Origin of the sequence: Aliidongia sp., from assembly GCF_035943795.1 — a bacterium.
In the GTDB taxonomy this organism is placed as follows: domain Bacteria; phylum Pseudomonadota; class Alphaproteobacteria; order ATCC43930; family CGMCC-115725; genus Aliidongia.
The window spans coordinates 79,171-105,161 of sequence record NZ_DASZBY010000034.1 but is presented as its reverse complement, the minus strand read 5'-3'; the positions used below and the strand labels follow the sequence as shown (position 1 = coordinate 105,161).

General features: G+C 66.5%; 22 protein-coding genes. 9 read left to right on the top strand and 13 right to left on the bottom strand.

The genetic code is table 11. The features are described 5' to 3' along the window. Positions 1-17: 17 nt before the first annotated feature. The 3 genes from VGV37_RS05105 to VGV37_RS05095 form a co-directional block, all read right to left on the bottom strand. Positions 18-1,508 (bottom strand): aldehyde dehydrogenase family protein, encoded by a 1,491-nt coding sequence (locus VGV37_RS05105; RefSeq protein ID WP_326878546.1) that lies wholly within the window; start codon positions 1,506-1,508, stop codon positions 18-20. Positions 1,509-1,624: 116 nt separating this feature from the next. Continuing rightward, positions 1,625-2,527: a 3-hydroxyisobutyrate dehydrogenase gene (gene mmsB, locus VGV37_RS05100; protein ID WP_326878545.1), complete on the bottom strand. Its 903-nt coding sequence runs from the start codon at positions 2,525-2,527 to the stop codon at positions 1,625-1,627. A gap of 3 nt (positions 2,528-2,530) precedes the next feature. After that, positions 2,531-3,673: an isobutyryl-CoA dehydrogenase gene (locus tag VGV37_RS05095; protein ID WP_326878544.1), complete on the bottom strand. Its 1,143-nt coding sequence runs from the start codon at positions 3,671-3,673 to the stop codon at positions 2,531-2,533. A gap of 290 nt (positions 3,674-3,963) precedes the next feature. Between VGV37_RS05095 and VGV37_RS05090 the strand changes: the two genes are divergently transcribed. The 4 genes from VGV37_RS05090 to VGV37_RS05075 all read left to right on the top strand — a co-directional run bounded on the left by VGV37_RS05090 (position 3,964) and on the right by VGV37_RS05075 (position 10,382). Beyond that, positions 3,964-4,887 carry a LysR family transcriptional regulator gene (locus VGV37_RS05090; RefSeq protein WP_326878543.1) on the top strand — a complete coding sequence of 308 codons (924 nt, stop codon included), beginning with the start codon at positions 3,964-3,966 and terminating at the stop codon, positions 4,885-4,887. A 105-nt stretch (positions 4,888-4,992) separates the two neighbouring features. Further along, the gene (gene glgX / locus VGV37_RS05085) at positions 4,993-7,149 is read left to right on the top strand and encodes a glycogen debranching protein GlgX (protein ID WP_414637924.1); all 2,157 of its coding nucleotides are present in this window, start codon (positions 4,993-4,995) and stop codon (positions 7,147-7,149) included. Positions 7,150-7,237: 88 nt separating this feature from the next. Next, a complete protein-coding gene (locus tag VGV37_RS05080; protein WP_326878541.1) occupies positions 7,238-8,815 on the top strand; it encodes a peptide ABC transporter substrate-binding protein in 1,578 nt (525 codons plus the stop codon). A gap of 316 nt (positions 8,816-9,131) precedes the next feature. After that, the gene (locus VGV37_RS05075) at positions 9,132-10,382 is read left to right on the top strand and encodes an alginate lyase family protein (RefSeq protein WP_326878540.1); all 1,251 of its coding nucleotides are present in this window, start codon (positions 9,132-9,134) and stop codon (positions 10,380-10,382) included. Positions 10,383-10,398: 16 nt separating this feature from the next. Here the strand turns inward: VGV37_RS05075 and VGV37_RS05070 are convergent, their stop codons facing one another. The 3 genes from VGV37_RS05070 to VGV37_RS05060 all read right to left on the bottom strand — a co-directional run bounded on the left by VGV37_RS05070 (position 10,399) and on the right by VGV37_RS05060 (position 12,028). After that, the gene (locus VGV37_RS05070) at positions 10,399-11,214 is read right to left on the bottom strand and encodes an RNA methyltransferase (protein ID WP_326878539.1); all 816 of its coding nucleotides are present in this window, start codon (positions 11,212-11,214) and stop codon (positions 10,399-10,401) included. 40 nt (positions 11,215-11,254) lie between these two features. Next, positions 11,255-11,437 carry a hypothetical protein gene (locus VGV37_RS05065; protein WP_326878538.1) on the bottom strand — a complete coding sequence of 61 codons (183 nt, stop codon included), beginning with the start codon at positions 11,435-11,437 and terminating at the stop codon, positions 11,255-11,257. 162 nt (positions 11,438-11,599) lie between these two features. Further along, positions 11,600-12,028 (bottom strand): PaaI family thioesterase, encoded by a 429-nt coding sequence (locus VGV37_RS05060; protein WP_326878537.1) that lies wholly within the window; start codon positions 12,026-12,028, stop codon positions 11,600-11,602. 179 nt (positions 12,029-12,207) lie between these two features. Between VGV37_RS05060 and VGV37_RS05055 the strand changes: the two genes are divergently transcribed. Continuing rightward, a complete protein-coding gene (locus VGV37_RS05055) occupies positions 12,208-13,431 on the top strand; it encodes a bifunctional alpha/beta hydrolase/OsmC family protein (protein ID WP_326878536.1) in 1,224 nt (407 codons plus the stop codon). Here the strand turns inward: VGV37_RS05055 and VGV37_RS05050 are convergent, their stop codons facing one another. Together VGV37_RS05050 and VGV37_RS05045 are read right to left on the bottom strand one after the other, a co-directional pair. Then, positions 13,432-14,445, bottom strand: coding sequence for a PHB depolymerase family esterase (locus tag VGV37_RS05050; RefSeq protein ID WP_326878535.1), 1,014 nt, complete (start codon positions 14,443-14,445; stop codon positions 13,432-13,434). A 40-nt stretch (positions 14,446-14,485) separates the two neighbouring features. Further along, the gene (locus tag VGV37_RS05045; protein WP_326878534.1) at positions 14,486-14,725 is read right to left on the bottom strand and encodes a hypothetical protein; all 240 of its coding nucleotides are present in this window, start codon (positions 14,723-14,725) and stop codon (positions 14,486-14,488) included. Positions 14,726-14,865: 140 nt separating this feature from the next. Between VGV37_RS05045 and VGV37_RS05040 the strand changes: the two genes are divergently transcribed. After that, positions 14,866-16,920 carry a S9 family peptidase gene (locus VGV37_RS05040; protein WP_326878533.1) on the top strand — a complete coding sequence of 685 codons (2,055 nt, stop codon included), beginning with the start codon at positions 14,866-14,868 and terminating at the stop codon, positions 16,918-16,920. A 46-nt stretch (positions 16,921-16,966) separates the two neighbouring features. On the opposite strand, the gene VGV37_RS05035 is transcribed toward VGV37_RS05040, so the two are convergent. Both VGV37_RS05035 and VGV37_RS05030 read right to left on the bottom strand, forming a co-directional pair. Continuing rightward, complete coding sequence (locus tag VGV37_RS05035) at positions 16,967-17,566, bottom strand: 2-hydroxychromene-2-carboxylate isomerase (protein ID WP_326878532.1); 600 nt, start codon at positions 17,564-17,566, stop codon at positions 16,967-16,969. Positions 17,567-17,634: 68 nt separating this feature from the next. Continuing rightward, positions 17,635-18,558 carry a sigma-70 family RNA polymerase sigma factor gene (locus tag VGV37_RS05030; protein WP_326878531.1) on the bottom strand — a complete coding sequence of 308 codons (924 nt, stop codon included), beginning with the start codon at positions 18,556-18,558 and terminating at the stop codon, positions 17,635-17,637. A gap of 490 nt (positions 18,559-19,048) precedes the next feature. On the opposite strand from VGV37_RS05030, the gene VGV37_RS05025 reads away from it, so the two are divergent. Both VGV37_RS05025 and VGV37_RS05020 read left to right on the top strand, forming a co-directional pair. Beyond that, complete coding sequence (locus tag VGV37_RS05025; RefSeq protein ID WP_326878530.1) at positions 19,049-20,503, top strand: hypothetical protein; 1,455 nt, start codon at positions 19,049-19,051, stop codon at positions 20,501-20,503. 69 nt (positions 20,504-20,572) lie between these two features. Beyond that, on the top strand, positions 20,573-20,968 hold the full coding sequence (locus VGV37_RS05020; protein WP_326878529.1) for a hypothetical protein: 396 nt from the start codon (positions 20,573-20,575) through the stop codon (positions 20,966-20,968). Positions 20,969-21,003: 35 nt separating this feature from the next. On the opposite strand, the gene VGV37_RS05015 is transcribed toward VGV37_RS05020, so the two are convergent. Both VGV37_RS05015 and VGV37_RS05010 read right to left on the bottom strand, forming a co-directional pair. Beyond that, positions 21,004-21,483: a metallophosphoesterase family protein gene (locus VGV37_RS05015; protein WP_326878528.1), complete on the bottom strand. Its 480-nt coding sequence runs from the start codon at positions 21,481-21,483 to the stop codon at positions 21,004-21,006. A gap of 7 nt (positions 21,484-21,490) precedes the next feature. Next, on the bottom strand, positions 21,491-22,117 hold the full coding sequence (locus VGV37_RS05010; RefSeq protein WP_326878527.1) for a helix-turn-helix domain-containing protein: 627 nt from the start codon (positions 22,115-22,117) through the stop codon (positions 21,491-21,493). A gap of 82 nt (positions 22,118-22,199) precedes the next feature. On the opposite strand from VGV37_RS05010, the gene VGV37_RS05005 reads away from it, so the two are divergent. Further along, positions 22,200-23,432, top strand: coding sequence for a glycosyltransferase (locus VGV37_RS05005; protein ID WP_326878526.1), 1,233 nt, complete (start codon positions 22,200-22,202; stop codon positions 23,430-23,432). Here VGV37_RS05005 and gyrB read toward each other — a convergent pair. Next, the gene (gene gyrB / locus VGV37_RS05000) at positions 23,416-25,893 is read right to left on the bottom strand and encodes a DNA topoisomerase (ATP-hydrolyzing) subunit B (protein WP_326878525.1); all 2,478 of its coding nucleotides are present in this window, start codon (positions 25,891-25,893) and stop codon (positions 23,416-23,418) included. The genes VGV37_RS05005 and gyrB overlap by 17 nt on opposite strands. Between the last annotated feature and the right edge of the window lie 98 nt (positions 25,894-25,991).

The window sequence follows — 25,991 nt, the reverse complement described above, 5'->3', positions numbered from 1 at the left end:
TTATCCGCGCCCTGTGCCTAGCCCAGGTTGAGGATGATCGTCTTCTTGGTCGTGAAGTGCTCGAGCATGCTTTCGAGCGAGGCTTCCTTGCCCAGGCCCGACTGCTTCACGCCGCCGTAGGACATGTTCGGCTGCACCACCAGGTTCTGGTTGACCTGGACCAGGCCGGCCTCGAGCCGCTGGGTCGCATCGAGCGCGGTCTTCAGGTCCTTGGTCCAGATCGAGGCGGCGAGGCCATACTCCGTATCGTTCGCCTGACGGATGACGTCGTCATAGTCGGTGAACTTCACCACGGCGGTGACCGGCCCGAAGATCTCTTCCTTGCAGACGCGATGGTCGTTGGTGAGGCCGGTGAACACGACCGGTTGCACGAACAGACCCTTGGCCAGCTTCGGATCGGTCGGCATGGCCGAGCAGCGCAAGGTCGTGGCGCCCGGCGCCGCCTCGCCCAGCTCGATATAGGATTTCACCTTGGCGAACTGTTCGGGCGAGATGATCGTGCCGATGTCGGTCTTCTCGTCGAGCGGGTCGCCCATGACCATCTCGTCGACCTTGGCCTTGAGCTTGGCGACGAACTCGTCATGGATCGAGGCATGGACGAACATGCGCGACGCCGCCGTGCAGCTCTGGCCCTGGCGGGTGAAGCGCATGCCGGTGATGGCGCCGGCGACGGCACGGTCGACGTCGGCATCGCCCATGACGATCATCGGGCTCTTGCCGCCCAACTCCAACGTCACCGGGATCAGCTTTTCGGCGGCGGCGCGATAGACGATCTTGCCGGTCTCGACCGAGCCGGTGAAGGTGACCTTGCCAACCTTCGGATGGCTGACCAGGGGTGCTCCAGCACCCGGGCCATCGCCGGAGATCATGTTGAACACGCCCGGCGGCAGCACCTGGTTCATGATCTGCGCCACGCGCAGCACGGCCAGCGGCGCTTCCTCGGCCGACTTCACCACGACCGTGTTGCCGGCGACCATGGCGGGCGCGATCTTGAGCGCCATCAGCAGCAGCGGCACGTTCCACGGGATGATCGCGCCGACGACGCCGATCGGCTCGCGCTGGGTGATGGTGATGCTGTCGGTCTTGAACGGCACGCTCTCGCCCTTCAGCTCGGAGCCCAGCCCGCCGAAGAACACGAACACGTCGGCCAGCACGCCGGCCTCGACCCGGCTCTCGGTGCGGAGCGCCTTGCCGGTCTCGAGCGCCACCAGCTTGGCGATCTCCTCGACATGGGTGTTGAGCAGGCGGCCGCATTCCGAGATCAGCCGGCCGCGCTCGCGCGGGTGCAGCTTGGCCCAGCTCTTCTGCGCCTTGGCCGCGGCCTGGACCGCCAGGTCGACGTCGGTGGCGACGCCGTCGGCCGCGTGGCCGATCGTCTCGCCGGTCGCCGGATTGATCACGTCGAAGCGCTTGCCCGACAGCGCCGGGACGAGCTTGCCGTCGATCAGCAGCTTGTTCGACAGCGCATCGGCGAGCGCGAAGGGATCGAGGTTCTGTTCGAGGGACATGGAGAGGCTCCTGTAGTTCAGGTTTTCACACCGTCAGTCCCGCGGAAGCGGGAATCCAGGGCAAGCGGACGGTGCGCGGCCACCCTGGATCCCCGCCTGCGCGGGGATGACGATCGTTAAAGAAAATCGCCGAGCTTGCCCTTGAGATACGGCAGCATGACCGAGAAATCCTTGGCACCGCCACCGGCGGCCGAGAGCAGCTGGTAGATGGTCATCGCCTCGGCGCCCAAGGGCGTCACCGCGCCCGACGCCTGGGCCGCCTGCTGCGACAGCTTCAGGTCCTTCAACATCATGTCGGCGGTGAAGCCCGGCGCATAGCCGCGGTTGGACGGCGAAGTCGGCACCGGACCCGGCGTCGGGCAATAGGTGGTGAGCGACCAGCATTGCCCCGACGATTTCGAGCTGACGTCGTACAGCTTCTGTGCATCCAGGCCCAGCTTCTCGGCCAGCGCGAACGCTTCCGACACGGCGGCCATCGAAATGCCCAGGATCATGTTGTTGCAGATCTTGGCGGCCTGGCCGGTGCCGGCGCCGCCGCAGTGGACGATGGTCTTGCCCATCTGGGACAGGTAGGTATTCGCCTGCTCGACCGCGGCATCCGGGCCGCCGACCATGAAGGTCAGCGTGGCGGCCGTAGCACCGCCGGTGCCGCCGGAAACCGGCGCATCGATCATGGCGAAGCCGCGGTCGCTCGCCTCTGCCGCCACGGCGCGCGCGGAATCGACGTCGATGGTCGAGCAATCGATCAACAGGGCGCCCGGCTCCGCGTTCGCCAGGATGCCCTTGGCATCCAGATAGGCGCCGCGCACATGCGGGCCGGCCGGCAGCATGGTGACGATCACCTCGGCGCCAGCGACCGCCTCGGCCGAGGAGCCCGCCGCGATGCCGCCGTTGCCGGCGAACGCCTGGACCGAGGCCGCGGCCATGTCGAATCCCACGACCTGGTGGCCGGCCTTGACCAGGTTCTCGGCCATGGGGCGGCCCATGTTGCCGAGGCCGATGAATGCGATCTTCGTCATGGTTCAGGCGTTCTCCAGCAGGCGGCGCGCAATGATGACGCGCATGATTTCGTTGGTCCCTTCGAGGATCTGGTGGACGCGCAGGTCCCGCAGGTAGCGCTCGATCGGATATTCCTTGATGTAGCCATAGCCGCCGTGCAGCTGCAGCGCGTCGTTCACGACCTGGAAGCCCACGTCGGTCGCGAAGCGCTTGGCCATGGCGCAATGGGTCGAGGCCTCCGGATGCTTGGCATCGAGCGAGGATGCTGCGCGATGGATCATGAGGCGCGCCGCGTCGAGCTCCGTCGCCATGTCGGCGAGCTTGAACTGCAGCGCCTGAAACGCCGACAGGGTTTTGCCGAACTGCTTGCGCTCGCCCATATAGGTGCGCGCCGCTTCGAGGCAGGCGCGCGCACCCCCCAGGGAGCAGGCGCCGATATTGACCCGGCCGCCGTCGAGGCCGGCCATGGCGATGCGGAAACCCTCGCCCTCCGCCCCGATCCGGTTCGCGACCGGCACGCGGGCGTCCTCGAAGATCACCTGGCAGGTCGGCTGCGAGTTCCAGCCGAGCTTCTTTTCCTGCTTGCCGAACGACAGGCCGGGCGTGCCCTTCTCGACCAGCAGGCACGAGATGCCCTTCGGCCCAGGCCCGCCGGTGCGGACCATGACCGCGTAGACCTCGCTGCGCCCGCCGCCCGAAATGAACGCCTTGGCGCCGTTCAGCACGTAATGGTCGCCGGCACGCTCGGCCTTGGTCGAGAGCGAGGCCGCGTCCGAGCCCGAGCCCGGTTCGGTCAGGCAGTAGCTGGCGAAATGCTCCATGGTGACGAGCTTCGGCAGGAAACGCTCGCGCACGCCGTCGTCGCCGAACCGGTCGATCATCCAGGCGACCATGTTGTGGATCGAGAGATAAGCTGCGGTCGACGGGTCGGCCGCCGCCAGTTCCTCGAAGATCAGCGCCGCGTCGAGCCGGGCCAGGCCGGAGCCGCCGATGTCCTCGCGCACATAGATCCCGGCAAAACCCAAGGCCGCCGCCTGGCGCAGCTCGTCTTCAGGAAAATGCTTCTCCTCGTCCCAGCGCGCCGCCCCGGGCAACAGCACGTCGCGGGCGAAACCGCGGGCGGTTTCCTGAAAAGCCTGCTGGTCTTCCGAAAGCTCGAATTCCATCCCGTCCTGCTCCTTGCGATCGCGCGTCCGCGATCGTGGTATTGGCCTTTTCCCCAGATCTTAACGCCGCCACCCCTCAACTGTCATTCCCGCGCAGGCGGGAATCCAGCAAAGAGCCGCGTCTGCGGCGAAAAGACTGCTTTCCGCGCTCCGCGCGTACCGCCTGGATTCCCGTCTGCGCGGGAATGGCGGGGTAGCAAGGTAGGCCGTCTTGTCTCGACCTCACGCATGTCATCTTCCAGCCGCTTCTGGTATGTGGATTTCTGCAGAACCACTGTGCCGAGTTTCGCATGGCCATCGAAGACGGGTTCGACTGGGACCATCTGCGCTATTTCCTGGCCGTGGCACGGACCGGGCGGCTGACCGCCGCGGCAGCGCGCCTGCGCCAGGATCACACGACCGTCAGCCGGCGGATCGCGGCGCTGGAGCGTGCGCTCGCCACGCCTTTGTTCGAGCGCAGCCCCCAGGGCTACGGTTTGACTTCGGCCGGCCGGCGCCTGCTGGTGACGGCGGAGGCGATGGAGCGTACGGCGCTCGCCGCCCACAAGGACATCCAGGGCGACGGTCCGCTGGTCTCGGGCACGGTGCGGATCGGCGCGCCCGATGGGTTCGGCAGCTATTTCCTGGCCCCGCGCGTCGGGGGCCTGATCCGCGAGTTTCCCGACCTGCGACCGGAGCTGGTGGCCCTGCCCCGCGTGTTCAGCCTGTCCAAGCGCGAGGCCGACATCGCGATCGGCCTGTCGCGCCCGACCGAGGGCCGGCTCTATGCCCGCAAGCTCGCCGACTATCGCCTGGGCCTCTATGCGACGCCTTCCTACCTGGCCGGCCATCCGCCGATCGAGACGCCCGACGACCTGAAGCGCCAGGTGCTGATCGGCTATGCCGAGGATTTCATCTTCACGCCCGAGCTCGACTATCTGCCGCTGATCGCACCCGGCGCCGTTCCGCAGTTCCGCAGTTCGACCCTGGTCGCCCAGCTGCAGGCGACGCTCGCCGGCGCCGGCCTGTGCGTGCTGCCCTGCTTCATGGCCTTGGGCCATCCCGGGCTGGTGCCGGTCCTGGACACGGTTTCGATCCTGCGCACCTTCTGGCTGATCACCCACGCCGACCTGCACGACCTGCCGCGCATCCGCGCGACCGGCGATTTCATCGCCCGCGAGGCCCGGGCCGCCCGGACGCTGTTCGTGCCGGAGGAACGGCCCACCGACGAATAGCGCCCTGGACGCCGGAAATTCACCTGCCGGCGAGGGAGCGTTGCCGCCGCTCGCGTGTTTGAAGAAGCCGGCCGCGTGCGGCCGGCGTCCCCCATCCGAATTTCCATGCTCCAGGAGCGCCCCTTGACCGAGTTCCTCAAACGGACGATCCGCGAAGGCCTGCCGCATCCCCTGGGTGCCACCTGGGACGGCAAGGGCACCAATTTTGCCTTGTTTTCCGCCAACGCGACCAAGGTCGAGGTCTGCCTGTTCGACGAGGACGGGCGACGCGAGGGCCAGCGCATCGAGCTGCCGGAATACACCGACGAGATCTGGCACGGCTACCTGCCCGAGGTCGGCCCGGGACAGCTCTACGGTTATCGCGTGCACGGCCCCTACGCGCCCGAGGAAGGCCATCGCTTCAATCCGAACAAGCTGCTGCTCGACCCCTATGCCCGCGCCCATGTCGGCCAGCTGAAGTGGAACGACGCCTGCTTCGGCTACACTATCGGCCATGCGGACGAGGACCTGTCGTTCGACGAGCGCGACAGCGCCATCTACATGCCGAAATGCGTGGTCGTCGATCCGGGATTCGACTGGCAGCAGAGCCACAGCCCGCGGATCCCCTGGGACCGGACGATCTTCTACGAGACCCATGTCAGGGGCTACACCAAGCGCCACCCGGCCGTGCCGGAGCACCTGCGCGGCACCTTCGCCGGCCTCGCGACCAGGGAGGTCGTCCAGCACATCAAGTCGCTGGGGGTGACGTCGGTCGAGCTGCTGCCGATCCACATGTTCGTCAACGACAGCCAGTTGCTCGACAAGGGGCTGACGAACTATTGGGGCTATAATTCCCTGGGCTTCTTCGCGCCCGATCCGCGCTATGCCGCCGATCCCAGCAAGAGCCTGGCCGAATTCAAGGACATGGTCGCCCGCCTGCACGATGCCGGGCTCGAGGTCATCCTGGACGTGGTCTACAACCACACCGCCGAAGGTAACGAGCGCGGCGCCACCCTGTCGTTCAAAGGCATCGACAACGCGTCCTACTATCGCCTGCTGCCCGACCAGAAGCGCTTCTACATCAACGACACCGGCACCGGGAACACGCTCAACATCAGCCACCCGCGCGTCATCCAGATGGTGACCGACAGCCTGCGCTATTGGGTGACGGAGATGCAGGTCGACGGCTTCCGTTTCGACCTGGGCACGATCCTGGCACGCGAGGTCAACGGCTTCGACAATCAGAGCGGCTTCCTCAAGGCCTGTTGTCAGGATCCGATCCTGGACAAGGTCAAGCTGGTGGCAGAGCCGTGGGATTGCGGCCCGGGCGGCTACCAGGTCGGCGGCTTTCCGCCGGGCTGGGCCGAATGGAACGACAAGTTCCGCGACACGGCCCGCGATTTCTGGAAGGGCGAGGCGCCGGCGGCGGCCCTTACGCCGCGCCTCTGCGCATCGGGCGACATGTTCAACCGGCGCGGCCGCAAGCCCTGGGCCAGCGTCAATTTCATCACTGCCCATGATGGCTTCACGCTGAACGACGTCGTGACCTACAACGACAAGCACAATGACGCCAATGGCGAGGACAATCGCGACGGCAGCTCCGACAATCGCTCGTGGAACTGCGGCGTCGAAGGCCCGAGCGACGATCCGGAGATCGTGGCACTGCGCGAACGGCAGGTGCGCAACATGCTGGCAACCCTGCTGCTGGCCCATGGTACGCCCATGCTCCTGGCTGGCGACGAGTTCGGCCGCACCCAGCAGGGCAACAACAACGCCTATTGCCAGGACAACGAGATCAGCTGGGTCGACTGGGATTTCGGCGCGCGCGGCCAAGACCTGGTCCGGTTCGTGGAAAAACTGACGGCACTGCGCCGCACCTATCCGATCCTGCGTCGCCAGCGCTTCCTGACCGGCACTACGAACGAGGAGCTGGGTGTCAAGGACGTGACCTGGATCAACGCCTCGGGCAGCGAGATGCCGGACGAGGATTGGGCCGACGAGAATATGCGTTGCTTCGGCATGCTGATGGATGGCCGGGCCCAGCCGACCGGCGTGCGCAAGCGCGGCGACGATCGCACCCTGCTGGTCGTGTTCAACAGCCACTACGACCTGGTGAACTTCACCCTGCCGGAATCGGCTGGCCATGCGACCTGGACCCTGCGCATCGACACCAATGCGCCAGACCGCTCCGGCGAGGAGATCTTCGATACCGGCCAATCCTATGGCGTCACCGGCCGCTCCGTCCTGGTCTTCGCGCTGGATTCCGACGAGCACACCCAATGAGGCGCGATCCGGGCGTTTTTTAGCCGCCCGTCAACCGGTTTCATGGTCTCTTTCGATCGGGGACAACTCCCGCAACCCGGAAGAGACCATGAGACGCCTCATCGCGCTGTCGGCCATCCTGCTTCTCGCGGGCGGATCGGCCATGATCGGGCCGGCCCGCGCGGGCGGCACGCTGAGCCGGATCGCCGGCGCCGAACCGCAGACGCTCGATCCCCATCGCACCGCTGGTGGTCTCGAAACCGCGATCGAATCCGATCTCTACGAGGGGCTGACCGCGCGCGGACCGGATGGCCGCGTGCTGCCGGGTGTCGCCGACCATTGGGAGGTCACGGCCGACGGCAAGGCCTGGACCTTCCATCTGCGGCCCGACGCACGCTGGTCGAACGGCACGCCGCTGACGGCGGATGATTTCGTCTTCGCTTTCCGGCGCGAACTCGACGCCCGGACCCATGCGCCCATGGCCTCCCAGCTGGCCAACCTCACTGGCGCCGAGGCCTGGATCGCCGGAAACTCCGACGTGCCGCTCGACGTGGTCGCAACCGATGCCCATACCCTGCACCTGGGCCTGGTCCGTCCGTCGCCGTTCCTGCCGGAAATGCTGTCCTATCCGTTCGCCATGCCGGTCTACCGGCCGGATGTCGAGGCTGACCCAGCGAATTGGAGCAAAGCTGCGGTCCTGGTGTCGAACGGACCGTTCGTGCTGGCCGAGCGGGTGCCGCAATTGGCGCTGGTCCTGCACCGCAACCCGCAATTCCATGACGCGGACAAGGTGGCGCTCGACGAAGTGCGATGGCGGGTGCTGGAAAACGACGCCACCGCGCTCAAGCTCTACCGCACCGGCGAGGTCGACATCGCCTCGGTCAGCGACGAGGACCTGGAGCCGGCGCGCCGCACCCTGCCCGGCGACCTGCACATCGTGCCGATCTTCGGCACGGAATTTGTCATCATCAACCTGCGCCGCCAGCCGCTCGGCACCAACCTCGCGCTGCGGCGCGCGCTGGCGCTCGCCATCGACCGGACGGTGCTGACCGACAATGTCGATCCGACGGGCGGCACGCGCAGCTGCAGCTACGTGCCGGCCCACTCGCCCGGCTACCAGGGGCCGACGATGGAAGGCTGCGGGCAGCCGATCGCCCAGCGGCGGATGGAGGCGAAGGCCCTGGTCGCATCGGCGGGGCTCGACCCGAAGACTCCCCTCAAGATCGCGCTGATCCATCGGACCAACCGGCTCGATCGTAAGCGCCTCGCGGCCATCGTCGAGATGTGGAAGCCGCTCGGCATCGAACTCGAGCTGGTCAACCGCGAATGGCGGACCTATCTGGACGCCCTGATGAACGGTGACTACGACCTGGCGATCGCCAAGATCGTGGGCGCGTCCGGCGATCCGCTGGAATTCCTGAACGGCATGCGTGCCCATGGCGAGATCAACGTGATGGGCTATGTGGACGAAGCGTTCGAAGCCCTGATGCACAGTGCCGAAGACGAGCCGGATCCGGCCCGGCGCAGCGCGTTGCTGGGCGAGGCCGAGCAGCGCCTGCTGACCGCCGTGCCGCTCATTCCGCTCGACACCCCGGTCGAGCGCATGCTGGTCCGCTCCCGCGTCCATGGATGGCAAGACAACGAGTTCGCCTTTCATCCATCCCGCTGGATCTCGATCGGGCCGTAAAAATCAGTCTAAACTTAGATTAGAAATTATCTGAAATACTAATTATTCTAAATATACTTTAGTTTATACTATCATAAATATTTTTATCATTGACAATATTCTGAAATATTCCATTTTTACCATCAATTCTCGATTTTATCTTGGAAATTTTACTGTGGAATCTCTCGGATCCCGCACCTGAAAATTGACCTGATCTCTTCGGAAAGCACATCGACCGCCCAAGAAGATTCGGCGCGACGATCCCACACCGGGCTGCGGCGAACCGGACGCCGTGCGGCCGGCAACCGGAATCCCCACGGCCTCAGGAGGAAACGTCATGACAAACAGAAAGCCGGGCGGGAAGAATCCCGTGATCTATATCGTCCACAGCGCAGCGCGTTTCGGGTTGTCCGGGATGGCCCTGCTGCTGGCGATCGCCGGCGGCCCCGCCGGGGCGGCCGAATCGGAAGTCGCGCCTGCGACGCAGATTTTCCGACATCCCGGCGTGCTGTTGAGTCTCAATCAGCTGAACTTCATGAAAGCCCAGGTCGTTGCCAAGGCGGATCCGTTCTATTCAGCCTATCTGAAGGCGATCGCGAGCCCCTATGGCAAGCCGACGTACAAGCTGCAGGGGCCGCCCGCAAACGGCGCCATCGAATGCGGATCCTATTCCCACCCGAATCTCGGCTGCACGGCGGCCGACAATGACGGGACCGCCGCCTATACCCAGGCACTGCTCTATTGGATCACCGGCAACAAGGCCTATGCGGCCAATGCCATTGCGATCCTGAACGCCTATGCGAAGGTGAAGAGCTATTCGCTGTCCAATGCCCCGCTCCAGGCGGCCTGGGACGGATCGAAATGGCCGCGGGCGGCCGAGATCATTCGCGCCGCCAACGTCGGCTGGGCCCCACCCGACATCGCGGCGTTCAGCGCCATGCTGACCAACGCCATCGTGCCCGGGATCTATGCCGGCAGCCCCGACAACGGCAATTGGGAACTGAGCATGATCGAGGCGATGATGGGCATCGCCGTGTTCACGGAGAATTCGAGCCTGTTCCAGCATGCCGTCACGTTCTGGCAGCAGCGGATACCGTCCTACATGTACAATTTCGCGCTCGATGGCGACAAACCGGTTCCGCCGCCGCGCGGCAAGCTCGACTGGCATGGCCAGAAGATCTTCAACGCGAGCACCACCGGCATCCTCCAGGAGACCTGCCGGGATTTCGGGCATACCCAGTTCGGCATCGCCGCCGCGATCAATGGAGCCGAGACCGCCGCGATCCAGGGTGTCGACCTCTACGGTTCGGAGCGGACGCGCATCGAGGCCTCGCTCGAATTCACGACCTACTATATTTCGGGCAAGCCGGTTCCCAGCACCGTCTGCCGCGGAAAGGTCAACATCAAGGACACGTACCAAACCTTCGAGATTGCCTATAACGCGTTCCACAATCGGCTGGGCGATGCATTGCCGAACACCTATGCCTGGATCGTCGGCGACGTCCGCAAGACCACCGACTATTACGATGCCGGGTCCAACCACATGATCGTCGAGGAAACCCTGACCCACGGCGGCAACGGGAACTAGGCTCCGCGCCGATGCATCATCCGGCTTCGGTATCGCCGCAAGCCAGATGATGCAGCACGATGCCGCTGGTCGTCGCCACGTTGAGGCTGTCGAAGCCGCCGGCCATCGGGATGGCGACGGTACGGGTCCGGCGCAACAGGTCCGGCGGCAACCCCGGCCCCTCTGTGCCGAACAGGGCGGCGACGCGGGGCGCCCGTTTCAGCCCGGCGAGCGGCGTGGTCCCGGCAGGGGTGAGCGACAGCGTTTCAAAGCCGTGCCGGCCCAACAGGTCGACCGCATCCTCGCCCGATGCCAATCGCGCAAAGGGTACGATCAGGCTGGCCCCGACCGAGACGCGGATCGCCTTGCGGTAATGCGGATCGCAGCAGGCGCCGTCGAGGATGACCGCGTCCGCGCCGAAGGCGGCGGCGTTGCGGAAGATGCCGCCGATGTTGTCATGGTTCGCGATGCCGAACAGCACCACCACCAGAGCGCGCGGCGACAGGGCGGCCAGGAGATCTTCAGCCGGGGGCAGCGGCGCGCGCCGACCGATCGCCAGGATGCCGCGGTGCATGGGAAAGCCGGCGATCGCGTCGAATACCGCCTGGGTCGCGCGATAGATCGGTATGTCGTCGGGCAGGCCGGCCAGCAGCGGCATCAGCCGTTCGATCCGCTTTTCGACGATCAGCAGGGAGGCCGGACGGTGCCGCGCGCTCGCGACCAGCACCTCGAGCACGACCTCGCCCTCGGCGATGAAATGGCCCTCGCGCCCGACCAGATCACGTTCGCGGATCTGGCGATAGGCGGCGATCCGCGGGTCTTCCGGATCGTCGACGGCAACGAAATTCGGCATGGGCTAAGGCTGGGCGCCGGCGCTCTGGCCGGCGGGCAGGTTACTTGGCGGCAGGCGGCGTGCCGCCATCCAGCAGGGCGATCGCTTCTTTGCTGAGATCGATCTGATCCTTGATCGTACGCTGGCCGATCGTGGTGTGGAGCAGCGCGTTCTGCGTGCCGACGGCCGCCGAGGCCGTGAGCGGCGAGGAGGACAGCAGGGACGAAACGGGGGAAATGGACATCTGGCACCTTTAAGGGCTACGGGCGCGACACTTGGTGCCGCCCGGATGGCAAGGCACGAATATCGCATATTCGCCCGCTGGGGACGAGCGGAGAATACACGGCATTCTCGACATCGCGCGGTCGCCCCGCCGGTCGGCGCGAGCGAATCCGCCTGAAGCGGATCACCGATAGCGGAACGAGCCCTGGCCCATGGCGAGCAAGGCGCCGGCCTCGTCGCGGACTTCGGCGCGGGCGAAGAAGATCTTCCGGCCGCCGCCGGCGACGGTCGCGATCGTGGTCAACCGGCCGGCGAGTGCCGGTGCCACGAAGCTGGTGGTGAGATCGAGCGTCACGCACAGCCGGGCACCGTCGGCCGCCGGGGTCCAGGTCCCGGCATAGCCGCAGGCGACGTCGATCATGGTCATCAGCACGCCGCCATGGACGACGCCGCTGCGGTTCAGATGATCGCCGGTGACGTCCAGTTCGACGGTGGCCCGACCCTCGATCCACTCGGACAGGCGCAGCCCCACCGCCTGGTTGAACGCCGACGGCCGGGCGGCGATGACGCTGCGCGCCGCGGCGATCGTGGCAGGGTCCGGAGCGTCGGTCATGGCCGCCCTCCGGCGCGAGTCGCCTCTTCCTGTTCCAAATCTGCTTCCTTCCGAAAATATCCGCCCGTCCATTCTCGCCCGGCGACAGCCGACAAATCAAACGGGCGATGCCCTGGAATTTGGCGACGCCGGCCCGGTGCAGTAGCATCCGTTCGAAGCAGCCCAGCGAGGAGAAGGCCATGCCGGTCGAGCGGTTCGATTTCCCCAGCACCGAGGGCCATCGCCTGGCCGCCCGACTGGATCTGCCGACGGAACCGGTCCGTGCCTACGCGCTGTTCGCCCATTGCTTCACCTGCGGCAAGGACATCCACGTGGCGGCCCGCATCGCGGCCGCCCTGGCCCAGCGCGGCATCGCCACGGTGCGCTTCGATTTCACCGGCCTGGGCGGCAGCGGCGGGGATTTCGCGAATACCGATTTCAGTTCGAACACGGACGATCTCAAGGCGGCCCTGGCCCACATGCGCGAGACCGGGCGGCCGGCCAGCCTGTTGATCGGCCACAGCTTCGGCGGTGCCGCCGTGCTGGCGGTCGCTGGTAGCGCGCCCGAGGTGCGCGCGGTCGCCGTCATAGCGGCCCCCTATGACACGGCGCATATCGTCGACCATTTCCGCGACGAGGTAAGCGAGATCGAGCGCGCCGGCGAAGCCGCCGTCAACCTGGCAGGCCGGCCCTTCACCATCCGCCGCGGCTTCCTCGACGACGTGCGCGCCCAGGACCAGAAGCAGCGGATCCACGATCTGGGCCGCCCATTGCTGGTGCTGCATTCCCCGGTCGACCAGGTGGTCGGCGTCGACAATGCGCGCGAGATCTTCACCGCCGCGCGCCACCCCAAGAGCTATGTTTCGCTCGACGACGCCGACCACCTGCTGACCCGGCCGGCCGATGCGGAATATGCCGCGGCGTTGATCGCGCAATGGGCGGCACGCTATCTGCCCGACGCGGGCGCCGCCCCGACCGTCGACCCGGGTGAGCCTGGCCTCGTCGTGGTCGAGGAGACGGGGCAAGGCCCGCTCCAGCAGCGGGTGACAGCGGGAAGCCATCGATTGCGGGCCGACGAGCCGGTCGCGGTCGGCGGCGGCGACACCGGTCCGGGTCCCTATGATTTCCTGTTGTCGGCGCTCGGCGCCTGCACGTCGATGACGCTGCGGCTCTATGCCGAGCGCAAGAAACTGTCCCTGGAGCGCGTGCGCGTCGCGCTGCGCCATCGCCGGATCCATATCGAGGATTGCGTCGGCTGCGACGGCAAGGACATGAAGCTCGAAGTCATCGACCGCGAGATCACGCTGACCGGCGACCTGGACGCACCGACCCGCGCACGGCTGATGGAGATCGCCGACAAATGCCCGGTCCACCGGACCCTGACGTCGAAGATCGAAATCAGGACGGTCGAGCGGACGGCATAGTCAAGCGATCGCCGGCTCCAGTCCCCAGAACCGGGCGATGTGGCGCGCGGCCGGGATGCCGGCATCGAGCACCCAGGGGCCGGGGCGGCCGCAGCCCGGAGTCTTCGCGTCGACCGGGAAGCCGTGCCCCATGTCGGCGATCGTCCAGAGCTCGACCGAATTTCGCCGCGCGGTGCCCCAGACGCGATGGTGGACGCCGGGCATCGGCTGCGTATCGGCGCGCGGGAGCGGGTCGAGGCCGTTCACGGCGCTCCATTGCGCCGCCAGGATCTCGCCGTGGGCCGGATCGACCGTGCGGTCGCCCTCGCCCTGCCAGATCGACAGGCGCGGCCAGGTTCGGGATCGGCTCGCGGGCCCCGCCGCACGGACCACGCTCGCCAGCATGTCGCGGCTGCGGTGTCCGTTCGCCCGACGCAGGCGCGACAGGGCCTCGAACGGACCGCCGGCCGTGCCGAGCGCCACACCCGCAGCGGCGGCCCCGCCGGCGAATACGGTCGGATAGGCCGCGAGCAACGCCACCGCCAGGGCGGCGCCGGCCGACAGTCCCACGACATAGACCCGGCGCCGGTCGGACTCGAACAGCGTCGTCGCCGTGCGGACCATCTGGCGGATCGACAGGGTCTCTCCGCCGCCGCGCCTGGTATCCGACGGGCGAAACCAGTTGAAGCAGCGGCCGCGATTGTTCTCGGTGCTCTGCTGCGGCAGTACCAGGGCGGCGCCCAGCGCCTGGGCCAAAGCGAGCCAGCCGGCATTCTCGGCGAAGGCGGCCGCGTCCTGGCCGCAGCCGTGCAGCACGACGATTAGCGGCGCGCCGGCCGCCAGGCGGCCGGGCGGCCGATAGACGAACATCTTGAGGGCGCCGGGATTTGAGCCGAATTTCGGCACCTCGGTCACGCGGCCCGGCGCGCCGACCAGGGCGACGGCGACCCGGCTCGGTGCCCAGGCGAGCGAGACCAGTGCGGACGCCGTCCGCATTGCGAGGCGCAAGCCCAGCGACGATTGCGTCTTGCGCACCCGCCTCATCGGAAAGGGACGCGGCGAGGGCCGAGGCCGCTCACTCCGCCAGCTTTTCGGTCCGCGCGGCCGCCACGGGCTCGACGTTGCCGCCGCCCCCTGCCCCCTCGGACGGGCCGACCGCCGCCGTCAGATCCGGATCCACCGTCACGTCGGCGATCTTGGCGCGATCCCGCATGCCGGCTTCGTACGCGGCACGCGACTGGGGAGCCACACCGTCGGGTGCCCGCCCGGCGACGACCGGCTTTTCGCTTTCCTGGATCTGCTGCTCGGACGCCACGATCGTTCTCCTGCCTGCCTCGACCCTTCTACAAGCGCCGAGCCGGCGTCACGGTTCCGGCGGCCGGACCGGAAGGGCCGGTGATTTGCGGGGCGTTCCGTGCCTAAACTCTCCGCCCCTTGAACCATCGAGCGAATTCCATGGCCTCGTCGAAGCGCGCGATCACCACCGAGGATCTCTGGGCCCTGAAGCGCATCGGCCCGGCCACCGTATCGCCCGACGGGCGTTGGGCCTGCGCCGCGGTCACGCGCTACGACATGGACGAGAACGAGGGTACGAGCCAGCTCTGGCTGCTGGCGACCGACGGCCGGACGCAGAAGCAGCTGACCTCGGGCAAGCGCGATTCCGATCCGCAATGGTCGCCCGACGGCAGATGGATCGCCTTCGCCTCCAAGCGCGGCGACGGCAAGGAGGCCGACGAGGCTGACCAGATCTATCTGATCCCGGCCGACGGCGGCGAGGCACGGCGCGTAACCAACCTGGCGACCGGCGTCGGTGGCCTGCGCTGGTTCCCCGACAGCCGGCGCATCGCCCTCGTCTCGTGGGTCTGGCCCGAGTTGGCGGGCACGAAGGCCCAGGCGAGGCGCCTGCGCCAGGACAAGGACGACAAGGTCAAGGCGATCGTCGTCGAAGAAAATCACTATCGCTATTGGGACCATTGGTTTCCGCGCGGGCGCAAGCCGCACCTGCATGTGGCCGACATCGAGTCCGGCAAGGTGCGCGACCTGTTCGCCGGCACGCCATTCCATCTGCCGTCGCAGGAACCGGGCGCCGGCCAGTTCGACATCAGCCCGGACGGCACGGAAATCGCCTTCGTCCACGATTTCACGCCGGATCCCCGTGCCTTCTCGCTGACCGACATCGTGACGATGACGGTGAAGAGCGGCAAATGGGTCAACCGCACCGGCGGCGGCGTCCTGGATGGCGAGCGGGCCAACGGCGCACCCAGCTATTCACCCGACGGCAAATGGATCGCGTTTCTGTCGAGCGATCTGGGCAAGATCTACAACGAGCAGGAGCGCGCCTGGCTGATCGCGCGCGACGGCGGCGCCGTCACTCCGCTGACGACCGGCTGGGATCGCGGCGTCAACGCCCCGCTGGTCTGGGCGGCCGACAGCCGGACACTCCATTTCACGGCCGAGACGGAAATCGCCCAGCCGGTCTGGCGGCTGGACATCGCCGGCGGCGCGCCGACGGAACTCATCCGGGGTCCCGGCCATGGCGGCACGGCGGGCGACCTGCGCCTGTCTTCCGACGGCCGGACGTTGGTCTATGCCCGGTCATCGCAATCCCAGCCGCCGACCTTGCTGGCGGCCGCGATCGACGGGACCGGCGAGCGCGCCATCGAGCAATTCAATGCCAAGCTGTTGGGTCAGTTGACCCTCGCCCAGGCCCAATCGGTCGAGATCGAGGGCTGCGACGGCGACCCGGTGCAGATGTGGATCGTGACGCCGCCGGATTTCGATGCGGACAAGCCGGGCAAGGCGAAATGGCCGCTGATGCAGGTCATCCACGGCGGGCCGCACACCTGCTGGAGCGATGTCTGGCATTGGCGCTGGAACATGCAGCTGTTCGCCGCCGGCGGCTATGTCGTGGCCGCCGTGAACTATCATGGCTCGACCGGCTGGGGGCAGAATTTCGTCTCGTCGATCAACGCCGACTGGGGCCGGCGCGAGCTGGCCGATGTCGAGGCAGGCACCGACCATATGCTGGCCACCGGCTATATCGACCCCAAACGGGTGGTCGCGACCGGCGGCAGCTATGGTGGCTATATGGTCGCCTACATGAACGGCCACGTGCGCGGCGACCGGTACAGGGCCTACGTCTGCCATGCCGGCTGCTTCGACTGGGTCTCGATGATGGGCTCGGACGGCTATTTCTGGTTCGGCCACGAACTGGGCGCCTTTCCATGGGAGGACGAGGCGGCGGTGCTGCGGCAATCGCCCCACCACTACGCCGCCCATTTCGCGACGCCGACCCTCGTGCTCCACGGCGAGCTCGACTACCGGGTGCCCTACTACCAGGGCCTGGCCTACTACAACACGCTCAGGGCCAGGCAGGTGGCGTCGCGTCTGGTGTTCTTCCCCGATGAAAACCACTGGATCCTGAAACCGCAGAACTCCGTGCTGTGGTACCGCGAATTCATCGGCTGGTGCGATCGTCATACCGAGCGCAAGAAGGTGAAGCGGAAATAGTCCCGGGTCCGCGGGAAAGCCTTTGCTTCCCGCGGACCCGATCTCGTCATGCGGCCGACCGAAGGGCCTCGGACAGGAAATCCAAACGATCGTTGCCGAAGAACATCTCGCCATCGACGATCATCGTCGGCGAACCGAACACGCCGCGCTCCGCCGCCTCGGCCGTGCCCTGCGCCAGCCGGGCGACATAGTCCGCGGCACCCGCGCGTCGGAGCAGTTCGGCACCATCGAAGCCCGCGCGGTCCAGCACCGCGACCAGTTCGGCGCGCTGGCTGAGGTCGATCGGCCGACCATAGACCGCCGGGTAGACGGCATCGACGTAGCGGGCCGCCCGGCCCTCGTCCTCGGCCACCAGCAGGCCACGGCCCAATTCGGCGAAATCGATGCCCTGCCAGAACGGGCTCGGGGCGAAATCGACCTGGTAGCGCTTCGCCCAGCGCTGCAGATCGACCATGGCATAGCTGCCCTTGCTCCGGCACTCGATCGTCGTCGGCCGGTTGCCGACGATTTGCATCAGGTCGAGCAGGCCTACCGGCCGATAGCGGATCACGGCCGATCGTTCCGCCGCGACACGCGGCAGTACGACGCTGGCGAGATAGGAATAGGGGCTGATGAAATCGAAATAGAAATCGATCGTTGCAGGCATGGGTGCGATCTCCGTTGTCACCGAAGGCGCTTCGGTGAAGGTTGCGCTCCCGTTACGGCGCCCGCGGGCTAAAGGATACGGGGCGGATCCGCTTTCAGGACGACGGATGCCGCCGCCGGCAGGATCCAGGGGCACTGGAAATAATCCTCGATGCGCTCGATACGCCCATCGATCACGCTGAGCCGGATCGCGGCGTGCGGGGCCCAGCCGTTTCCGGCGTCGCTCAGAAGGATCAGCACGGTTTCGCCATCCACCTCGCCCAGCGCCAGGCGCCAGAGTGCCGCCGCGCGCTCGTATTCGGCGAAATAGGGCGAGTCCGCGAGGCGTCCGGAGAAGCAATCCGCGACGCGCAACCGCGCGTCGGCGCTGGCGAGCGCGCGCAGCCCCTCCCAGTCGCCGCGATTGAACCGCTCGACATAGAGGCGGAGCAGTTCCAGGGCGGCCGGGTCCGGGAGCCTGCTGGCCCTGGGCGCGTCCCGCACCATCGCCAACTTGCCGCGGCCGCGGCTGAGCGCGGCCTTGACACCGCCGACAGTCGAGCCGACCAGATCGGCGATCTCCTCGAGCGAATAGTCGAACACGTCCTTCAAGAGGACGCAGGCCCGCTCCTTGGGTGGCAGGACGACCACCAGACGTTCGATGGCGTGACCGACGTCGAGACCGGCCGGATCGCTCGGCGCGACGACGTCCGGTTCGGCCACCGCCGCTTCCGCCCCCACTCGAACCGCGCGCCGGCGCAGGAAATCGATGCATCGGTTATGGGCGATCCGGAACAGCCACGGATCGAGCGCGCGGCTGTCGTCGAAGCCATCCAGCTTGCGGTAGGCCTCGAACACCACGTCCTGCATCACGTCTTCGCCATCGAGGACCGAGCCGGTCATGCGGGCACAATAGCGGTGCAATCGCGGTCGAAGCGCGGCGATCCTCGCCAGGAACGCAGCGTACCGGGCCTCGAACAGGCCCCTCGTGTCGATGTCGGGTTGAGTATCCATGCGCCCCATACGCAGCCAGAGGCATCCAGGATACGTCGATTCTTCGACTGGCTGTGAATATCGTCGGTATGCCATCCGGGAAGCCGCCGCCACGGCATCGACGGAGGCCGACGGCGCTTCCGCCCAGAGAGCGCTCCAAGGGGCGACGGTATGGCCGGCTTCACAACGAAATCCGCGGAAATGATGCAGGCTGCAATTCGCAGTCGGCATCCGCTCAAAGTCTCCTAAAAAGCCCACTTCGATTGAAAAGACCATAGCCATCAAGCAGATTTGACGGTATCATGGTACTCAGATGGTAATGTGCGGCAAGAATTTTTACGACCTTACGTTGTAGACAAATAAATACTGCGAAGGGGGAGGGAAAATGATTGATCCGTCACGCCATAGGCACGTCAAATTTCTTTTGATGTCTTCTGTGGCTTTGCTGTCGAGCAGTATAGTTTTCGCTGCTCCTGCCTTGGCGAGCGAGCCGAACAACGATCGCCGTTCGGTGGAATCCGAGATTTTCCACCTGTTCAACGCCCGGCACGATCGCGATATCGAGCGGCTGTCCGCCCAGTCGACGCCCCGGATCATTCCCAAGGACGAGATCGATATCGATGGTAGCGGCCTGATCGAGAGTTATCAGCCGACCGGCCCGACCTCGACCAAGGACAACGCGTTCTTCCAGAGCCTCGGCACCAACGGCCGCACCTGTTTCAGCTGCCATCAGCCCGACCAGGGCTGGAGCGTCAGCACCCAGGGAATCCAGACGCGGTTCCTGCTGAGCGGCGGACAGGATCCGATCTTCAGGCCGGTCGACGGTGCCGTCTGTCCGACGGCCGACACTTCGACATTCCGCGCCCGGATCCGTGCCTACAGTCTGCTGCTGAGCAAGGGCCTCATCCGCATCGGCCTGCCGGTTCTGCCCGGCGGCGAGTTCTCGATCACCCACGTGGACGATCCCCACGGCTGCAACACCGATCCGGGCACCGGGCTGACCAGCCCGACGACGGGCATGGTCTCGGCCTATCGGCGGCCATTGCCCAGCACCAATCTGCGCCTGCTCAGCACCGTCATGTGGGATGGCCGCGAAGGCGGTTTGCTGCCGCCGCCCTCGGCACCGGCGACGCAGGCGACCTTGGAACAGGATCTGGCGCAGCAGGCGACCGACGCGGTCACCGGCCATGCCCAAGGCACCCCACCGACCCCGGCGCAGGTGGCGCAGATCGTCAATTTCGAAATGGGGCTCACGACCGCGCAGGTCTTCGACAACCATGCCCTGGCGCTCAACGGCGGCGGCGCGACCGGCGGCGCGGTGGCGCTGTCGCAGATCCCGTTCTATGTCGGCATCAACGACCCGCTGGGTCTGAATCCGACCGGGGCCAGCTTCACCAGCGTCATCTTCAACCTGTATGACTTCTGGACGAACCTGCGGGGCGGCGAAGTAGCGCGCGCCCGGGCGGCGATCGCACGTGGCCAGGCGGTCTTCAATACCAAGACCATCAACATCACCGGCGTTGCCGGGATCAACGACGTCGTGGGCGCCGCCAGCTTCGCCGGCTCCTGCGGCACCTGCCACGACACGCCGAACGGCGGCGACCATTCGGTCAAGGCGCCGCTGAACATCGGCATCGCCGGGGCCGGACCGGATGCGCCGCCGGCGCTCGATACCGCCGGCCTGCCGGTCTTCACGGTGCAATGCTCGGTCGCGACCCCGTTCCATCCGGCGAATACGCCGATCTATGTGACGGACCTCGGCCGCGCGATGCTCAGCGGCAAATGCAACGACATCGGCAAGACCAAAGGCCCGATCCTGCGCGGGTTGGCCAGCCGCGCGCCGTATTTCCACAATGGTTCGGCCGCGCAGTTGATCGATGCGGTGAATTTCTACGACCAGCGTTTCAACGTCGGTTTCACCTCACAGGAAAAATCGGACCTCGTCGCGTTCCTCAACAGCCTGTAGGCTCCTCGCCGGAACGTTGGCACACCAGCGTTCCGGTCACGGACCCACGGCAGATGTGAGGAAAGGCGGATGGGCATAGGCGACGGAACCTCGCTGCCGCAGATGGAATATGACTATCTCGACGACTCGATCCGCGAGATCGCCGACAACATCTGGCACGCGCAGATGGCCGGCTGGCCCCGGATCCTGACCTACGTCTATCGCCCGAAGGCCGAGAAACGGCAATTGCGCCGCCTGACTCTGGAACTGGTGCCGGGCATCCAGAGCCGCGACGAGTATCCTTTCGCATCCACTCTGGAGAACGAGGGCAGCGTCTGGGTCGGTCACGCATCGGTCGCCCAGCAGAATGCCCAGCGCGACCTGATGAACCGCTTCTTCCGGCAGGGCGGCGCCTACAAGGCCGGTTCAACCTTTCGCTTCGAGGTGGTCGTGCTGAACCACCCGAAAGGCCCCGTCACCGCCTGAAGCTGAATTGCGTTCAATGCCCTTGCGAACCCGCCCTATCGCTTCGGCAATTCGATCTCCGCCAACTCGACCTCGACCCGGCCATCCTCGATCGAGAGGCGACCGACCGAGATCGGCAGTTGGAACCGGCGCGGGCCCGCACTTCCCGGATTGACGAACATCACGCCGCCCGCGTCCTTCAGGCCGGGTTGGTGGGAATGGCCATGGACGACCACCCGAAACCCGGCAACCGCGGGATCGAGATCGAGGTCGGCGAGATTGTGGATGACATAGATCAGCAATCCTCCGACCCCGATCGCTTCGGTCTCGGGGATCGAGGCCGCCCACGCGGCCTTGTCGATGTTGCCGCGGATCGCCGTCACCGGCGCGAGACGAGCGAGTTCGGTCAGGATCGCCGGATCGCCGATGTCGCCCGCGTGGATGATGACGTCGCTCCCGCGCAGCGCCTCGATCGCCTCCGGCCGCAGTAAGCCGTGGGTATCGGAGATGAGGCCGACCGAAATTCGATGCGCCATGTCCGCTCTATCCGGATACGGGGGCCGGCGAGCGTGCTGCCCCGTGAAGGAAAAGATCGAGCGCCACGGCGAATTCGCCCCGCAGCACCAAGCTGGGGTCCGCCAGCCAGCGCATCAACGCGCCGAAATAGAGATGGTGCAGCAGCACGGCGAGATGCGAGGCGACGAGATCGCCGCGCAATTCTCCCGTGCGCTGCGCTTCGTCGATCAGCAGAGCGAAGGCGCCGACCATGTCGCCCGCCTCCCCGCCCGCGCGCCCGTCGCTGCCCGTCAGTCGGAAGCGGAGATAAGGTGGCAGGTAGGCGCGATGCGCCTCGCACCAGTCGGCCGAGGCGTCCAGCAGGTGCGACAGTCGCGACGCCAGCGTCCGATGCCGCGCGATCGCCGGCCCGAGCAGCACCAGATCCGCGGCGAGCTGGGCATGGATCGAGTAAGCGAGGATGGCTTCCTTGACCGGGAAATGATTGTACAGCGTTCGCCGGGCGATATCGGCCTCGGCGGCGACCTGCTCCATGGTCACCGCGTCGTAGCCCAACGCCTCGAACAGCCGCAACGCGGTTCGGGCTATGTGGTCCAGCGTCCGGTCGCGCTTGCGCTGACGGCGGTCGGGCACTTCGGGTCGAGGAGTGGCCATGAGATATTTGCACACTGTATAATAATGCACATTGACGGATCATCGTGACATGCGCATGCTGCCTCTCGCAAGGCGAGGACGCATGAAGTTCGTCACCGTAACCTATGGAACCGAGGGCGACACCCGCCCGCTGGCGGCGCTGAGTCGGGCCCTGATCGATGCCGGCCATGACGCGCGCCTGCTGGCAGACGCAGCCACTCTCGGCTCCGCCGCCGCGCTCGACGTTCCCGCGACCGCGATCTCAGGGGATATCAAGGCGGCGCTGGGCGAGGCCCTTTCCGGCGCCGTCGACCGGGGCGGCGGGTTCGCCGATACGGCGAAGACCTTGGCCCATATCGCCAATGCCAATGCCGAGGCCTGGATGCGCGAAACCCTGGAAGCGGCCCAGGGCTGCGATGCCGTGATCCTCGGCGGTCTCGCGGCCTTCGTCGGCCTGTCGGTGGCCGAACATCTCGGCATTCCGGCGATCGGCACCGGCCTGATCCCGATCACGCCGACTGCGGAATTCCCATCGCCGTTCCTGCGCCCCGGCCTGATCCCGGGCTGGCTCAACCGGACGAGCCACCGCCTGGTGAATGGCCTGATCTGGCGCGCGTTTCGAGCAAGGCTCAATGCCGCACGGACGGGCACGATGGGTCTGGCACCCCGCCGTCGGCTGTGGACAAACCACCCCATGCTGTACGGAATTTCGCCCAGCCTGCTGCCCCGCCCGCGCGATTGGCCGGACAGCGCCCTGGTCTGCGGCCAGTGGGCGATACCGGCAACGGCCTGGACCCCACCGCCCGCCCTTGACGCCTTCCTGGCGGCGGGCGACCCGCCGCTCTATGTGGGCTTCGGCAGCATGGCGGGGCTCGACCGGCTGGGCTTGCTGGCGGCGCTGATCCCTGCCCTCGGCGGGCGACGGGCCTTGTTCTATCCCGGCTGGAGCGGTGTCGGGTCGACCGACCTGCCCGCCCATGTCCTCGCCATCGGCGACACGCCGCACGACTGGCTGTTTCCCCGGGTCTCGATGGTCGTCCACCATGGCGGTGCCGGCACCAGCCACTCCGTCGCCCGCGCCAGCGTGCCATCCGTCGTCGTTCCCTTCGCGGGTGATCAGTTCTTCTGGGCGGACTGCCTGCGCCATGCCGGGGTGGCGCCGCCCTGGTTCGCCGCGAAAGACCTGACGGCCTCGGCGCTGGGACGCGGGATCGCCCTGGCCGACGATGCCGCCCTGCGCTCCCGCGCCGCAGCGTTGGGCGCCGCCATGAGGACCGAGGATGGGTTGGGCCGGGCGGTCGCCGAGATCGAGCGGCTGGCTACACGTCCAGATTAGACACGTTCAGCGCGTTGGTCTGGATGAACTCCCGGCGCGGTTCGACGATGTCGCCCATCAGGGTCGAGAAGGTCTCCTCGGCCGAATCCTCGTGACTGACCTTGACCTGCAGCAGGGCGCGCGCATTGGGGTCGAGGGTGGTCTCCCACAGCTGGTCCGGGTTCATCTCGCCCAGGCCCTTGTAGCGCTGTACTTCGACGCCCTTGCGGCCGAACTCCACGACCGTGTCCAGCAGCTTGGTCGGACCGGGGATCTTCGTTTCGGCATCGCGGGCCTGGAGCGTGGCCGGCGCTTCGAACGTGCCCAGGAGATAGGATTTCTGGTCGTCGAGGCGGCGGGCTTCCTGGCTGCGGGCCGAGATCGGATCGATGACGTAACGTTGTTGCAGGCCGCGCACCATGCGCATGAAACCCACGCCTTCGCCCTCGACCACGGCGGAATTCCACGCCTCCTCGTCCGGGTTCGACAGGCGGTCCATGCGGCGCGCCGTCTCCTTTGCCGCCGCCGCCGCCAACTCCGGGTCGGCGAACACGCCCGGCGAAAACAGGCCGGCCATCACTGCCTGCTCGATCAGATCCTTGCTGCCGATCTTGCGGCCGAGCGGTTCGACCCAGCTGCGGCAGGAGCGCGCCTTGTCGACCAGATCGCGCAGATCGTTGCCGCCGCGCTGCTGCCCGTCCGATTGCACCAGCACGGCATTGTTCAGGCCGGAGCTGATCGAATATTCGTCGAGCGCTGCATCGTCCTTCAGATAGACCGCCTGGGACGAGCCCCGCTTGGCGCGATAGAGCGGCGGCTGGGCGATGTAGAGATAGCCCGCATCGACCAGCGCGCGCATCTGCCGGAAGAAGAACGTCAGCAGCAGGGTGCGGATGTGACTGCCGTCCACATCGGCGTCGGTCATGATGATGATCTTGTGGTAGCGCGTCTTTTCGACGTTGAAATCGTCGGGTCCGATACCGGTGCCGAGCGCCGTGATGAGCGTGCCGATTTCCTGGCTCGACAGCATCTTGTCGAACCGTGCGCGCTCCACGTTCAGGATCTTGCCGCGCAACGGCAAGATCGCCTGGAACTTGCGATTGCGCCCCTGCTTGGCCGAGCCGCCGGCGCTGTCGCCCTCGACCAGGAAGATTTCGGACTGGGTCGGATCGCGTTCCTGGCAGTCGGCCAGCTTGCCCGGCAGGTTCGCGAAATCGAGCGCGCCCTTGCGCCGCGTCAGCTCGCGCGCCTTGCGCGCGGCCTCGCGCGCGGCAGCGGCCTCGACTGCCTTGGCGATGACCTTGCGCGCGTCGGTCGGATGTTCCTCGAACCATTGCTGCAGCTTGTCGCCGATGATCGCCTCGACCACCGGGCGGACCTCGGACGACACCAGCTTGTCCTTGGTCTGGGACGAGAATTTCGGATCCGGCACCTTGACCGACAGCACGCAGGTCAGGCCCTCGCGCGCGTCGTCGCCGGTCAGCGCCACCTTCTCGCGCTTCGCGATGCCGCTCTCGGTCGCGTAATTGTTGATGGTGCGCGTGAGCGCGCCGCGGAATCCGGCCAGATGAGTGCCGCCGTCGCGCTGCGGGATGTTGTTGGTAAAGCACAGCATCGACTCGTGGTACGAGTCGGTCCATTGCATGGCGACCTCGACGGTGATGCCTTCGCGCTCGCCCGACACCACGATCGCCGGCGCGTGCAGCGGCTGCTTCGCCTTGTCGAGATAGGCCACGAACGCCTCGAGCCCGCCTTCGTAGAACATGGTGACGGACTTCCACTCCGCCGTGCGCTGGTCGTTCAGCACCAGGGTCACGCCGGAATTGAGGAAGGCCAACTCACGCAGGCGATGCTCCAGGGTCGCGAAATCGAAATCAACCTTGGTGAAGGTCTCGGTCGAGGGCAGGAACGTCACCTGGGTGCCGGTGCGCTGGGTGCCCGGGCGCTTGCTGTCGGCCGGCATCATCGGCGCCGTGCCGGTAATCTCCAGCTTCGACACGGCGTCGCCATGAGCGAAGCTCATGGTGTGTTCCTGGCCCGCGCGCCAGATCACCAGATCCAGCCGGCTCGACAGCGCGTTCACGACCGAGACGCCGACGCCGTGCAGCCCGCCCGAGACCTTGTAGGAATTCTGGTCGAACTTACCGCCGGCATGCAGCTGGGTCATGATGACCTCGGCGGCGGACACGCCTTCCTCCTTGTGCACGTCGGTCGGGATGCCGCGGCCGTTGTCGCGCACCGTGACCGACCCGTCGGGGTTCATGGTCACTTCGACGGTGTCGCACCAGCCCGCCAGCGCCTCATCGATCGCGTTATCCACGACTTCGTAGACCATGTGGTGCAGGCCCGAGCCGTCGTCGGTGTCGCCGATATACATGCCCGGCCGCTTGCGCACCGCGTCGAGGCCGCGCAGCACCTTGATCTGGTCGGCGCCGTAATTTTCGGCCGACGGGTCCTGATGGTGGGGAACGGGCTCACTCATGATGGATCACTATTCTCTTCAGGCTCTCTCGACCGTCTCCAGGGCGGATGGGGTCGAACGGGATAGTCTAGAACGAAATTCAGGCAAGCTCGGGGCAA

Coding starts and splice junctions, on each gene's coding strand:
- VGV37_RS05080 (WP_326878541.1), top strand. CDS start 7,238: ATGAGACGCCTCATCGCGCTGTCGGCCATCCTGCTTCTCGCGGGCGGA.
- VGV37_RS05015 (WP_326878528.1), bottom strand. CDS start 21,483: ATGGCGCATCGAATTTCGGTCGGCCTCATCTCCGATACCCACGGCTTA.
- VGV37_RS05095 (WP_326878544.1), bottom strand. CDS start 3,673: ATGGAATTCGAGCTTTCGGAAGACCAGCAGGCTTTTCAGGAAACCGCC.
- VGV37_RS05075 (WP_326878540.1), top strand. CDS start 9,132: ATGACAAACAGAAAGCCGGGCGGGAAGAATCCCGTGATCTATATCGTC.
- VGV37_RS05010 (WP_326878527.1), bottom strand. CDS start 22,117: ATGGCCACTCCTCGACCCGAAGTGCCCGACCGCCGTCAGCGCAAGCGC.
- VGV37_RS05055 (WP_326878536.1), top strand. CDS start 12,208: ATGCCGGTCGAGCGGTTCGATTTCCCCAGCACCGAGGGCCATCGCCTG.
- mmsB (WP_326878545.1), bottom strand. CDS start 2,527: ATGACGAAGATCGCATTCATCGGCCTCGGCAACATGGGCCGCCCCATG.
- glgX (WP_414637924.1), top strand. CDS start 4,993: ATGCTCCAGGAGCGCCCCTTGACCGAGTTCCTCAAACGGACGATCCGC.
- VGV37_RS05030 (WP_326878531.1), bottom strand. CDS start 18,558: ATGGATACTCAACCCGACATCGACACGAGGGGCCTGTTCGAGGCCCGG.
- VGV37_RS05060 (WP_326878537.1), bottom strand. CDS start 12,028: ATGACCGACGCTCCGGACCCTGCCACGATCGCCGCGGCGCGCAGCGTC.
- VGV37_RS05040 (WP_326878533.1), top strand. CDS start 14,866: ATGGCCTCGTCGAAGCGCGCGATCACCACCGAGGATCTCTGGGCCCTG.
- VGV37_RS05035 (WP_326878532.1), bottom strand. CDS start 17,566: ATGCCTGCAACGATCGATTTCTATTTCGATTTCATCAGCCCCTATTCC.
- VGV37_RS05065 (WP_326878538.1), bottom strand. CDS start 11,437: ATGTCCATTTCCCCCGTTTCGTCCCTGCTGTCCTCCTCGCCGCTCACG.
- VGV37_RS05090 (WP_326878543.1), top strand. CDS start 3,964: ATGGCCATCGAAGACGGGTTCGACTGGGACCATCTGCGCTATTTCCTG.
- VGV37_RS05020 (WP_326878529.1), top strand. CDS start 20,573: ATGGGCATAGGCGACGGAACCTCGCTGCCGCAGATGGAATATGACTAT.
- VGV37_RS05105 (WP_326878546.1), bottom strand. CDS start 1,508: ATGTCCCTCGAACAGAACCTCGATCCCTTCGCGCTCGCCGATGCGCTG.
- VGV37_RS05005 (WP_326878526.1), top strand. CDS start 22,200: ATGAAGTTCGTCACCGTAACCTATGGAACCGAGGGCGACACCCGCCCG.
- gyrB (WP_326878525.1), bottom strand. CDS start 25,893: ATGAGTGAGCCCGTTCCCCACCATCAGGACCCGTCGGCCGAAAATTAC.
- VGV37_RS05070 (WP_326878539.1), bottom strand. CDS start 11,214: ATGCCGAATTTCGTTGCCGTCGACGATCCGGAAGACCCGCGGATCGCC.